The 11669-nt window shown below is 59.7% G+C and carries 12 protein-coding genes; 5 read left to right on the forward strand and 7 right to left on the reverse strand.

Going from position 1 to position 11669, the window contains the following annotated elements; translation table 11 throughout:
• Both GSM73_RS27800 and GSM73_RS22475 read left to right on the forward strand, forming a co-directional pair.
• Window positions 1–405: ABC transporter permease (locus GSM73_RS27800; protein WP_256677052.1), on the forward strand; the 405-nt coding region annotated here is incomplete at its 5' end.
• Window positions 405–1523 (forward strand): ABC transporter permease, encoded by a 1119-nt coding sequence (locus GSM73_RS22475; RefSeq protein ID WP_047226089.1) that lies wholly within the window; start codon window positions 405–407, stop codon window positions 1521–1523. The genes GSM73_RS27800 and GSM73_RS22475, both read left to right, overlap by 1 nt.
• 67 nt (window positions 1524–1590) lie before the next feature.
• Here GSM73_RS22475 and GSM73_RS22480 read toward each other — a convergent pair whose 3' ends face one another.
• Window positions 1591–1998, reverse strand: a complete 408-nt coding sequence (locus GSM73_RS22480) for a flagellar basal body-associated protein FliL (RefSeq protein ID WP_076386501.1) — start codon at window positions 1996–1998, stop codon at window positions 1591–1593.
• A 150-nt stretch (window positions 1999–2148) separates the two neighbouring features.
• Between GSM73_RS22480 and GSM73_RS22485 the strand changes: the two genes are divergently transcribed.
• A complete protein-coding gene (locus GSM73_RS22485) occupies window positions 2149–3126 on the forward strand; it encodes an NADPH:quinone oxidoreductase family protein (protein WP_076383061.1) in 978 nt (325 codons plus the stop codon).
• Between the two features lie 267 nt (window positions 3127–3393).
• A complete protein-coding gene (gene glpT / locus GSM73_RS22490; protein WP_047226091.1) occupies window positions 3394–4743 on the forward strand; it encodes a glycerol-3-phosphate transporter in 1350 nt (449 codons plus the stop codon).
• On the opposite strand, the gene GSM73_RS22495 is transcribed toward glpT, so the two are convergent.
• From GSM73_RS22495 to GSM73_RS22520, 6 genes are all read right to left on the reverse strand, one after another.
• Window positions 4719–5387: a gamma-glutamylcyclotransferase gene (locus GSM73_RS22495; protein WP_076383062.1), complete on the reverse strand. Its 669-nt coding sequence runs from the start codon at window positions 5385–5387 to the stop codon at window positions 4719–4721. The genes glpT and GSM73_RS22495 overlap by 25 nt on opposite strands.
• A 343-nt stretch (window positions 5388–5730) precedes the next feature.
• Window positions 5731–6699 (reverse strand): CDP-6-deoxy-delta-3,4-glucoseen reductase, encoded by a 969-nt coding sequence (locus GSM73_RS22500; RefSeq protein ID WP_076383063.1) that lies wholly within the window; start codon window positions 6697–6699, stop codon window positions 5731–5733.
• Entirely contained in the window at window positions 6699–8165 is a 1467-nt protein-coding gene (gene ubiD / locus GSM73_RS22505) for a 4-hydroxy-3-polyprenylbenzoate decarboxylase (RefSeq protein ID WP_039590257.1), read from the reverse strand. The genes GSM73_RS22500 and ubiD overlap by 1 nt, the downstream gene beginning before the upstream one ends.
• Window positions 8166–8287: 122 nt before the next feature.
• Entirely contained in the window at window positions 8288–9547 is a 1260-nt protein-coding gene (gene rho / locus GSM73_RS22510) for a transcription termination factor Rho (RefSeq protein ID WP_025216061.1), read from the reverse strand.
• A 242-nt stretch (window positions 9548–9789) separates the two neighbouring features.
• Complete coding sequence (gene trxA, locus GSM73_RS22515) at window positions 9790–10119, reverse strand: thioredoxin TrxA (protein WP_047226095.1); 330 nt, start codon at window positions 10117–10119, stop codon at window positions 9790–9792.
• A gap of 120 nt (window positions 10120–10239) precedes the next feature.
• Window positions 10240–10947, reverse strand: a complete 708-nt coding sequence (locus tag GSM73_RS22520) for a FadR/GntR family transcriptional regulator (protein WP_047226096.1) — start codon at window positions 10945–10947, stop codon at window positions 10240–10242.
• 253 nt (window positions 10948–11200) lie between these two features.
• Between GSM73_RS22520 and GSM73_RS22525 the strand changes: the two genes are divergently transcribed.
• A partial coding sequence (locus GSM73_RS22525; RefSeq protein WP_372241405.1) for a transporter substrate-binding domain-containing protein occupies window positions 11201–11669 on the forward strand: 469 nt, incomplete at its 3' end.

Genomic DNA, 11669 nt, shown 5'->3' on the forward strand with positions numbered 1-11669 from the left:
CTGCTGACCGCGATGAACCGCTGGCTGTTTGGCGTGCCATTCAAGGGCAGCGCCCTGACGCTGGCGTTGGGCGGCCTGCTCTATGTGCTGGCGACCACCAGCATGGGGCTGTTGATCTCGGCATTCACCCGCACCCAGATCGCCGCGATCCTCGGCACCATGATCATCACCAGCCTCCCGACCATCCAGTTCTCAGGGCTGATCGTGCCGCGCTCATCCCTGGACGGTGCAGCCTCGGTGATGGGCCAGCTGTTTCCCGCCGGGCACTTCCTCGACATCGCCGTCGGCACCTTCACCAAGGCCCTTGATCTGCGCCAGCTATGGCCACAATGCCTGGCGTTGTTCGGGTTTTTCCTGGGCTTCACCGGGCTCAGCCTGATCATGCTGAAGAAGCAGGAGGCCTGATGCACACGCTTTCACATATCTGGCGTCTTGGGCTCAAGGAACTGACCAGCCTGCGCTACGACTCCGTTCTGTTGCTGTTCCTGGGCTACGCCTTCACCGTGGCGATCTACATGCCGGCCGCCGGTTCGGTGATCGGCGTGCACAACGCCAGTGTCGCAATAGTGGACGAAGACCAGAGCCATCTCTCGCGCCAATTGGCCCTGGTCCTGCAACCGCCGGAGTTCCAGAGCCCGGTGGCACTGCCCTACGCCGAACTGGACAAGGTCATGGACAATGGCCGCTACACCTTCGTCATTAACGTGCCCGCCAATTTCCAGGCCGACCTGCTCGCAGGACGCGAACCGACGCTGCAACTCAACGTCGATGCCACGGCCATGAGCCAGGCGTTCATGGGAGCCGGCTACATCGGACGGATTTTCCAACAGGAACTGACGACCTATGCCGGCCAGGCACAAGCGAGCGAACAAACGCCCGTGAGATTGACCACTCGTTCGCTGTTCAATACCAATCTGGAAGGTGGCTGGTTCCTCGCAGTGATCCAGATCGTCAACAACATCACGATCCTGGCCATCATCCTGACGGGCACGGCGCTGTTGCGCGAGCGCGAGCACGGCACCCTCGATCACTTGCTGGTGCTGCCGCTCACGGCCTTGGAAATCATGCTGGCGAAAATCTGGAGCAACATGCTGGTGGTGGTGCTATGTACCTGGGCGTCGCTGGAAATCATCGTCAAGTTCGCACTGGGCGTTCCGCTCGCCGGCTCCATGCTGCTCTTCCTGCTGGTGACTGCGCTCTACCTGTTCGCCAGCACCGCCCTGGGTATTTTTCTCGCCACCCTTGCCCGTTCGACGCCCCAGTTCGGCTTACTGTCGATCCCGGTCATCATTCCGATGCTGCTGTTGTCGGGCGGCAGCACGCCGCTGGACAGCATGCCGCAATGGTTGCAATGGGTGATGCAAGGTTCGCCTTCGACCCATTTCGTCAGCCTCAGCGCGGCGATCCTGTTCCGTGATGCAGGCGTGAGCGTGGTATGGCCAGACCTGCTGGCACTGGCGGCGATCGGGCTGTTGTTCTTCGCAATCGCCCTGGGCCGGTTTCGCAAAAGCCTGGCGTCTTGACGAAAAAAAGCAGCCTTGGGTAGCGCCTGGGGATCCGGGCACTGCCAAAGGCTGCGATCTAGCGGGTTTATTGAATGATCAGGTTATTGAACAACAGGTCATCCACCATCGGCTTGCCGGTTTCGTCGTTCATGATCTGCTGGGTCTGCTTCAAGGCTTCCTGACGCAGTTTTTCCTTGGCTTCGATATTGTTCATGGCCTCGGTGGTCTGTTGGGCGAACAGCGCAACCAGCTGATTACGGATCAGCGGCTCGTTGGCCTTCACCGCTGCAGCGGCGGCATCCCCCGTGACACGCAGGGCCACATCGGCCTTGTACACCCTCAGCTTTGCCGAGCCGTCCAAGCCATAGTTGCCCACGAACGGCGGGCTGAGGGTGATGTAACTGACCTTCGGCGCCTCGCCTTCTTTGGCTTCCTCGGCCGTTGCCGTCACAGGCAACGACAGGGCCAGCATCAACATGATCCACGCTTTCACATTCGACTCCTCATACGGTTTGCGGCCCAGCATACCGACCCGCCGTTCAAGCACAAGCTTATGGCCGGCTATCAGGGCAGGGCATGCTCGTTGACCCATTGACTCTCACACCTACACTTATCGGCCATCACTCCCAAAGGAATAGCCCTGATGAAAGCCGTGCTGTGCAAAGAATTCGGTCCTGCCGAATCGCTGGTGCTGGAAGACGTCGCCAGCCCCGTCGCGAAGAAGAACGAAGTGCTGCTGGATGTGCATGCCGCCGGCGTGAACTTCCCTGACACGCTGATCATCGAGGGCAAATACCAATTCAAACCACCCTTCCCGTTTTCCCCCGGCGGCGAAGCAGCGGGCGTCATCAGCGCCGTGGGCGAAAAGGTCAGCCACCTGAAGGTCGGTGACCGGGTCATGGCGTTGACCGGCTGGGGCAGCTTTGCCGAACAGGTGGCCGTGCCAGGCTACAACGTGTTGCCCATCCCCTCGTCCATGGACTTCAACACCGCCGCCGCCTTCAGCATGACCTACGGCACGTCGATGCATGCCCTCAAGCAACGGGCCAACCTGCAACCCGGCGAAACCCTGCTGGTGCTCGGTGCATCGGGCGGCGTCGGCCTGGCGGCCGTGGAGATCGGCAAGGCCATGGGCGCCCGGGTGATTGCCGCCGCCAGCAGTGCAGAGAAGCTGGCCGTGGCCAAGGCTGCCGGTGCCGACGAACTGATCAACTACAGCGAAACCAGCCTCAAGGATGAAATCAAACGCCTCACCGACGGCCAAGGCGCCGATGTGATTTACGACCCGGTGGGCGGCGATCTGTTTGACCAGGCCATTCGCGCCATCGCCTGGAACGGCCGGCTATTGGTGGTCGGCTTTGCCAGCGGACGCATCCCCGAGCTTCCGGTAAACCTGGCCCTGCTCAAGGGCGCCGCCGTGGTCGGCGTGTTCTGGGGCTCCTTCGCCCAACGCCAACCCCAGGACAACGCCGCCAACTTCCAGCAATTGTTTAGCTGGTTCACCGAAGGCAAGCTCAAGCCACTGGTCTCGCAGGTGTATCCATTGAGCAACGCCGCCCAGGCGATCAATGACCTGGGCCAGCGCAAAGCCGTGGGGAAGGTGGTGGTGCAGGTGCGTTGATAGTCAATCAAGCGGTCCGCGTGTCAAAAGCGGCGGACCGCGTGACGATTGAATCTGGCGATCAAAGCAAAACGCCGGGCGCCGGCATCTACTTACCTCACAAGGCATTCCCACAACACCATCGGCGTATTTCTGCGCGACATGTTCATTTAAGAACATTCATTCAGGGAAATTTCCATTGTTTAAGTGATGAGAAGCGATGCTATTTTCGGTAACGAAACTGTAACATTCGCATCCGCAGTCATAACAAGAATCTGGAGCCCTTGAATGTTTGCTTTCTTTCGTCCTGCCGTACATCAGGCGCCCCTGCCTGAAGAAAAAATAGACAGCACCTACCGACGCCTTCGCTGGCAGATTTTCGCCGGCATCTTCATCGGCTACGCCGGTTATTACCTGCTGCGCAAAAACTTCTCCCTGGCCATGCCATACCTGATCGACGAGGGCTACACCCGGGGTCAGTTGGGCCTGGCCATGTCGGCCATTGCCATCGCCTACGGGCTTTCGAAGTTCCTGATGGGCCTGGTGTCCGACCGTTCCAACCCGCGCTATTTCCTGCCATTCGGTTTGCTGGTCTCGGCGGGGGTGATGTTCATTTTCGGTTTCGCGCCTTGGGCAACATCCAGCGTAACCATGATGTTCATCCTGTTGTTCATCAATGGCTGGGCCCAGGGCATGGGTTGGCCACCCAGTGGCCGGACCATGGTGCACTGGTGGTCGCAGAAAGAACGCGGCGGTGTGGTGTCCGTCTGGAACGTGGCGCATAACGTCGGCGGTGGCTTGATTGGGCCGTTGTTCCTGCTGGGGATGGGCTGGTTCAATGACTGGCATGCGGCGTTTTATGTACCGGCGGCCGTGGCGCTACTGGTGGCGCTGTTTGCCTTCGCGACCATGCGCGACACCCCGCAATCGGTAGGCCTGCCGCCGATCGAAAAATACAAGAACGATTACCCGGAAGGCTACGACGCCAGTCACGAGAACGAGTTCAGCGCCAAGGAAATCTTCGTCAAGTACGTGCTGCGCAACAAAATGCTCTGGTACATCGCCATGGCAAACGTCTTTGTTTACCTGCTGCGCTACGGCGTGCTGGACTGGGCGCCCACCTACCTCAAGGAAGCCAAAGGCTTCACGGTGGATAAAACCTCCTGGGCGTACTTTTTGTATGAGTGGGCAGGCATCCCCGGCACGTTACTGTGCGGCTGGATGTCGGACAAAATCTTCCGCGGCAACCGGGGCCTGACGGGCATGGTGTTCATGGCGCTGGTGACCGTGGCGACACTGGTGTACTGGCTGAACCCGGCCGGCAACCCGACCGTGGACATGATCGCCCTGGTTTCGATTGGCTTTCTGATCTACGGCCCGGTGATGCTGATCGGTTTGCAGGCTCTGGAACTGGCGCCGAAAAAGGCCGCTGGTACCGCCGCAGGTTTCACCGGGCTGTTTGGCTACCTGGGCGGCTCGGTCGCGGCCAGTGCTGCCATGGGCTACACGGTGGACCATTTCGGCTGGAACGGTGGTTTTGTATTGCTGGTGGGTGCTTGCCTGCTGGCGATGGCGTTCCTCGCGCCAACCTTGTGGCACAAGCAAATCGCCAGTCAGAGCCGCGAAGCGGTGGCCTGATCCAGGGCTGATTTACAGCGTTTGAGCCGCGCCTCCAGATTCCGGTCTGGCATGGCGTGGCTGCGCAGGGCGTGGATGGTCTGCTCGACATAATCGCGAGTGGTGCCATAGCGCCCACAGGCGCTTTCGAACACCTGGCTCAGCACATGATCCGGCAAGTTGCCGGCATAGCTGGGCAGGTGCCGCTCCAGCACAAACCCCAAGGCCTGCACCCGACTGCCATCTTCGAGACGGCAACTGAGCCAGTGCGGACGATAGGACGGGAACGGCATCTCGCGCTGCCACAGGGCGAACAGCGAATCCTCAAGATTGTCCTGCGGCAATCGATAGGCAAAACCGCTGCACGAACCGCCGCGATCCAGTCCAAACACCAGCCCCGGCAATTCGGGGGTGCCACGGTGTTCGTGAGACCACAAATACAAACCGCGATGATAACCATGGACGCGGCCGCGCACCCGTTCCACCGCCGTGCATTCCGGCCGCCAGATCAACGAACCATAAGCGAACAACCACACAGGCCCGCCCTGGTGCAGACTCATGGTCGATTGCATCGACGTGCGCAGCTGCTCATGGGTCAGCTGCGGCCCCAGGTCGAGGCGTGGCGGGTATGGGGCGCTGGTAAAGGCGGATTCGATAGCGGTCATGGCCGGTAGCAGTTGGCTCCTCGCGGGTCGGAAGTTGGTAGCGCCGTCATGACACTGACGCTGATCAGAATCAAGGCAAGTTGGATGCCATGAATGCCTGAAACTCAGGCATATACCTTAACGACATCTAGTGTGCGTACTAAATATCGAATCGATATATCGCCAGGTATATGACCCTGTGGGAGCAAGGCTCGCCCGCGATGAAAGCGATGCTGTCTTTCAGAGACCGAGGTGCCTGTTTCGCGAGCAAGCTTTGCTCCCACAAAGCTGAAATCCTCTCGCTACAAAAAACAGACCTCAATCAAGCTTCAAGAGCCGCTCAAGAGCCGCTCAAGAGCTCGGCTCAAGAGCGCGGCGCATAGGCAAACACGTCGGCGCGCATTTGGTGGGCGTCCATTCCGGCTTCTACCAAAGCATCGAGCGTGGCATAGATCATGGCCGGCGAACCGCTGGCGTAGACATGCACATCCTTGAGATTGCTGATGTCCTCGCACACAGCTTCGTGAAGCATCCCGCAACGACCTGTCCAGCCGCACAGGTCGCTGACGACTTTGTGCAGATACAGGTTCGGCAGTTTTTTCCACTCATCCCAATGCTCGATTTCATAGAAATCTTCCGGACGCCGCACACCCCAATACAGATGCACCGGGTGCTTGAAACCCGCTGCGCGGCAATGTTCGATCAGGCTGTGCATCTGCGCCATGCCGGTACCGGCGGCAATCAACACCAGTGGGCCCTCCGGCAACTCGGACAAATGGGTGTCGCCAAAGGGCATTTCGATGCGCACATTGGGGTTACGCTGAAGTTGCTCCAACAATGTCTGCGCACTGTTTTCGCGCACTAATACGTGCAATTGCAGCTCGCGCCCCGAATGCGGCGCCGAGGCCAGGGAAAACGCCGATTTCTCGCCATTTTCCCGCTCGATCATCAGGTACTGCCCCGCGTGATAGCGCGGCGGCTTGCCCGCCGGCGCGCGCAAGCGTACTCGCCAGACATCACCGCCCACATCGGCGCATTCAGTGACCTGGCACGCCAGGCTGCGCACCGGCAACTCGCCCGGTGACAGCACGCCATCCCAGAGCACCACGCAGTCCTCCAGGGGCTCGGCAATGCAGGTGAAAATCTCACCGTGATCGCGCACTTCACCCGCCTGCTCCACGCGGCCTTCCACTAACAGCGCACCACAGACATGGCAGTTGCCATTGCGGCAGCTTTGCGGGCACTCGTAGCCCAGGCGTCGCGCGCCATCGAGAATCCGCTCGGCGGGCCGGATATCCAACACCGCCCCGGAAGGCTGCAAGGTTACACGCATCAATCTATTCCTAACTGATTCCAGATGGCATCGATCCGTTGGGTAACGGCTTCATCCTTGACGATCACCCGGCCCCACTCACGGGTGGTTTCACCGGGCCATTTGTGCGTGGCATCGAGTCCCATCTTCGACCCCAGGCCGGACACCGGCGAGGCAAAGTCGAGGTAATCGATCGGCGTATTCTCGATCATCACCGTGTCACGCTTGGGGTCCATGCGCGTGGTGATGGCCCAGATCACGTCGTTCCAGTCTCGTGCGTTGATATCGTCGTCAGTGACAATAACGAACTTGGTGTACATGAACTGTCGCAAAAACGACCAGACCCCCAGCATGACCCGCTTGGCATGCCCCGGGTACGACTTCTTCATGGTCACCACGGCCATGCGGTAAGAGCAGCCTTCCGGCGGCAGGTAGAAGTCGGTGATCTCGGGAAATTGCTTCTGCAGGATCGGCACGAACACTTCGTTCAGAGCCACCCCGAGAATGGCCGGCTCATCAGGCGGACGGCCAGTGTAGGTACTGTGGTAAATCGGCTTGATCCGATGCGTAATGCGCTCGACGGTGAACACCGGAAAGCTGTCGACTTCATTGTAGTAGCCGGTGTGGTCGCCGTACGGACCTTCATCGGCCATTTCGCCGGGATGGATCACGCCTTCAAGAATAATCTCGGCAGTGGCCGGCACTTGCAGGTCGTTCCCGCGGCATTTCACCAGTTCGGTGCGGTTGCCACGCAACAGCCCGGCGAAAGCATATTCGGAGAGGCTGTCAGGCACTGGCGTGACAGCGCCGAGAATGGTCGCCGGGTCCGCGCCGAGGGCCACGGACACCGGAAACGGTTGCCCAGGATGTTTTTCACACCATTCCCGGTAATCCAGTGCACCGCCACGGTGGCTCAGCCAGCGCATGATGACCTTGTTCCGGCCAATGACCTGCTGACGGTAGATACCGAGGTTCTGACGGTCCTTGTTCGGACCTTTGGTGACGGTCAGGCCCCAGGTAATCAGCGGCCCCACGTCGCCCGGCCAGCAGGTCTGCACCGGCAACATTGCCAGGTCGACATCGTCGCCTTCGATCACCACTTCCTGGCAGATGGCGTCCTTGACGACTTTCGGCGCCATGGAAATGATCTTGCGGAAGATCGGCAGCTTGGACCACGCATCCTTCAGGCCTTTGGGCGGCTCAGGCTCCTTGAGAAACGCCAGCAGCTTGCCGATCTCGCGCAATTCGCTGACGGCTTCGGCGCCCATGCCCAAGGCCACGCGCTCCGGCGTGCCGAACAGGTTGCCCAGCACCGGGATGTCATAACCGGTCGGGTTTTCAAACAACAGCGCCGGGCCTTTGGCTCGCAGCGTACGGTCGCAGACCTCGGTCATTTCCAGTACGGGGGACACCGGCACCTGGATGCGCTTGAGTTCGCCGCGCTGTTCCAGACCGCTGATAAAGTCGCGCAAGTCGCGATACTGCATGCAAAAGCCTCATGGTAGCCGTGGCGTTCGGGGGCCCGAGTTTAACGCCGCCCGTTCAAAATAGTGAATGCACGGATAGCAAAAAGCCGGGTTTCCCCGGCTTTGCTGCCCTGCCTGATCGATTACTTGCGCTTCATCGACAGGAAGAACTCATCGTTGGTCTTGGTCTGCTTCAACTTGTCGACCAAAAACTCGATGGCAGCGACTTCATCCATAGGATGCAGGAGCTTGCGCAGGATCCACATACGCTGCAGCTCGTCGTCGGCGGTCAGCAACTCTTCGCGGCGGGTGCCGGAACGGTTGATATTAATGGCCGGGAAGACGCGCTTTTCAGCGATCTTGCGATCCAGAGGCAGTTCCATGTTACCGGTGCCTTTGAATTCCTCGTAGATCACTTCGTCCATCTTCGAGCCGGTTTCAACCAGCGCGGTGGCGATGATGGTCAGCGAGCCGCCTTCTTCGATGTTGCGCGCGGCGCCGAAGAAACGTTTCGGTTTCTCCAGGGCGTGGGCATCGACACCACCGGTCAGCACCTTGCCGGAGCTCGGGATCACGGTGTTGTAGGCACGGGCCAGACGGGTGATGGAATCCAACAGGATCACCACGTCTTTCTTGTGTTCGACCAGGCGCTTGGCCTTCTCGATCACCATTTCGGCAACCTGCACGTGGCGGGTCGGCGGCTCGTCGAACGTCGAGGCAACCACTTCGCCGCGCACGGTGCGCTGCATCTCGGTCACTTCTTCCGGACGCTCGTCGATCAGCAGCACGATCAGATGAACTTCAGGGTTGTTACGAGCGATATTGGCCGCGATGTTCTGCAGCATGATCGTCTTGCCCGCTTTCGGCGGCGCCACGATCAGACCGCGCTGGCCCTTGCCGATAGGTGCGCACAGGTCGATGACCCGGCCGGTGAGGTCTTCGGTGGAACCGTTACCGGCCTCCATCTTCATGCGCACGGTCGGGAACAGCGGGGTCAGGTTCTCGAAGAGAATCTTGTTCTTCGCGTTTTCCGGACGATCGAAGTTGATCGTGTCGACCTTGAGCAGCGCGAAGTAACGCTCGCCTTCCTTCGGAGGGCGGATCTTGCCAACGATGGTGTCACCGGTGCGCAAGTTGAAACGACGGATCTGGCTCGGCGAGACGTAGATATCGTCTGGGCCGGCAAGATAGGAAGCGTCTGCGGAGCGGAGAAAGCCGAAGCCGTCCTGGAGAATCTCCAGCACGCCATCACCGGAGATTTCCTCGCCGCTTTTCGCGTGCTTTTTGAGCAGGGAGAAAATCACGTCCTGCTTGCGCGAACGGGCCATATTTTCTATGCCCATCTGTTCGGCCAATTCGAGCAGTTCGGTAATCGGCTTTTGCTTGAGTTCAGTCAGATTCATATAGGAATGACGTAATCATTTATGGAGGGGGGAAATTAAGCTTTTGGCTTAATGAGGCCGCGCCGCGGAGAAGGCGACAGGATCGCGTACTTATTCGAAAGGAGTGCGTCGGCGACGGCTTGCAGGGGGCAAAGGAGAAACCAGTGCGGGGCCGAATGTAACACCTGGGTTTGCGAGCGTCTAGCCCCGAGTAACGAAAAAAGCCCCGCGATTAGCGGGGCTTTTTCAACAGCATTCGGCGCTTAGATGTTGGCGTCGATGAAAGCAGCCAGTTGCGACTTCGACAGTGCGCCAACCTTGGTGGCTTCGACATTACCGTTCTTGAACAGCATCAGCGTCGGGATACCACGCACGCCATACTTGGGCGGGGTTTCCTGATTCTCGTCGATATTGAGCTTGGCAATGGTCAGCTTGCCAGCGTAGGTGTCAGCGATTTCGTCCAGGACCGGGGCGATCATTTTGCATGGACCGCACCACTCAGCCCAATAGTCGACCAGTACCGCGCCTTCGGCCTTGAGTACGTCAGCCTCGAAGCTAGCGTCGCTAACATGTTTGATCAGATCGCTGCTCATGGAATCTCCGGGATTGTCAGCAAAAAAACGTGGCCCATCATAGCTGCCCTTACCGGGTTCAGGAAGCCGCAGTTGATTGAGTCTCGCTATGGTGTCTGATGTATTTAGGTATGACGCCCGTCATGGGGCAGCCGGGGCCACGAAGGAAATTCCGGTGCGCAGTGCGGCGTTACGTACGTGTTCCTGCATGGCTTTTTGCGCGCCACCCGAAGCGCGACGGGCCAGGGCCCGAAGGATCTTGCGATGCTCCTGCCAGGTCTCCATCGCCCGCTCCGCCCTGATGAACGGCAGTTTCTGGCTCTCCAGGAAGATGTCGGCGCTGGCGGTGAGAATACTCAGCATCGCCTGGTTGCCGCTGGCCTGCAGGATGCGCCGATGGAACTCGAAATCCAGCCGCGCCGCTGCGTCGAAATCCCCTGCCTTGAGCTCCCGACGCATGGCCTCGACGTTGTCCTCCAATGTGTCGAGTTCATCGGCGCTCAACGTCACCGCCGCCAACCCGGCCGCGAAACCCTCCAGGGCATAACGCAACTGGAAGATATCCACCGGCGAAGCCTGGGCCGCGAACGGCCAGCCCGGGGCCAGTTCGCTGCGCGAAACCTCCACCGACGACTGCACGAACACACCCTTGCCCGGCTGTACGCTGATGACGCCCAGCGCACTCAACGATGAAAGCGCTTCACGCAGCGAGGCGCGACTCACCCCCAGTTGCAACGCCAGGTCCCGTTGCGACGGCAGCGCATCCCCGGGAGCGAAGCCTTCATCGACGATCAGTTTACGGATGGCTTGCAGCGCCACTTCGGGCACTGCGCGAGAGATGGAATTCATGGTTTTTCAGACGAACCGGGCCAGTGAGCGACCAGTTGTAAAGCTAAACGCCGCGCCCGGCAAGTCGTGCTCCACTTGGGTTCGGCGGCAAATACCAACGCTCGATAACGGTGCGAAACGCGGCGCAACTGTTCAGACCAGTAAGACCTCATCCCGCCAGTAAAACCGTGGCTTTGGCAGATTAAAAACCAGCTTGGCATGGCCTGTGCTCTGTCCGAACGCAGAAATCACATCACCGATGCGGAGATTCGCCATGATCAAGCGTTACAGCGCCCTGCTTACCGCCCTGTTCGCCAGCCTGATGCTCACTCATCTGCCCGCTCAAGCGGACGGCCTGGAAGACGTGGTCAAGCGTGGCACCCTCAAAGTCGCAGTCCCCCAGGACTTCCCGCCGTTCGGCTCGGTTGGCCCGGACATGAAGCCGCGCGGCCTGGACATCGACACCGCGAAACTGCTGGCCGATCAGCTCAAGGTCAAGCTTGAACTGACCCCCGTCAACAGCACCAACCGCATTCCGTTCCTGACCACCGGCAAGGTTGACCTGGTGATCTCCAGCCTGGGCAAGAACCCCGAGCGTGAAAAAGTCATCGACTTCTCCAGCGCCTACGCGCCGTTCTACCTCGCGGTATTCGGCCCGCCCGACGCCGCCATCAATGGCCTGGACGACCTCAAGGGCAAGACCATCAGCGTCACCCGCGGCGCCATCGAAGACATCGAGCTGA

Source organism: Pseudomonas sp. PICF6, from assembly GCF_009831705.1.
Taxonomy (GTDB): Bacteria; Pseudomonadota; Gammaproteobacteria; order Pseudomonadales; family Pseudomonadaceae; genus Aquipseudomonas; species Aquipseudomonas rhizophila.

What these genes read in the sequence shown, in the direction of transcription:
- GSM73_RS22475 (WP_047226089.1), top strand. Translation starts at nt 405, where the DNA reads ATGCACACGCTTTCACATATCTGGCGTCTTGGGCTCAAGGAACTGACC.
- GSM73_RS22485 (WP_076383061.1), top strand. Translation starts at nt 2,149, where the DNA reads ATGAAAGCCGTGCTGTGCAAAGAATTCGGTCCTGCCGAATCGCTGGTG.
- glpT (WP_047226091.1), top strand. Translation starts at nt 3,394, where the DNA reads ATGTTTGCTTTCTTTCGTCCTGCCGTACATCAGGCGCCCCTGCCTGAA.
- GSM73_RS22495 (WP_076383062.1), bottom strand. Translation starts at nt 5,387, where the DNA reads ATGACCGCTATCGAATCCGCCTTTACCAGCGCCCCATACCCGCCACGC.
- GSM73_RS22500 (WP_076383063.1), bottom strand. Translation starts at nt 6,699, where the DNA reads ATGCGTGTAACCTTGCAGCCTTCCGGGGCGGTGTTGGATATCCGGCCC.
- ubiD (WP_039590257.1), bottom strand. Translation starts at nt 8,165, where the DNA reads ATGCAGTATCGCGACTTGCGCGACTTTATCAGCGGTCTGGAACAGCGC.
- rho (WP_025216061.1), bottom strand. Translation starts at nt 9,547, where the DNA reads ATGAATCTGACTGAACTCAAGCAAAAGCCGATTACCGAACTGCTCGAA.
- trxA (WP_047226095.1), bottom strand. Translation starts at nt 10,119, where the DNA reads ATGAGCAGCGATCTGATCAAACATGTTAGCGACGCTAGCTTCGAGGCT.
- GSM73_RS22520 (WP_047226096.1), bottom strand. Translation starts at nt 10,947, where the DNA reads ATGAATTCCATCTCTCGCGCAGTGCCCGAAGTGGCGCTGCAAGCCATC.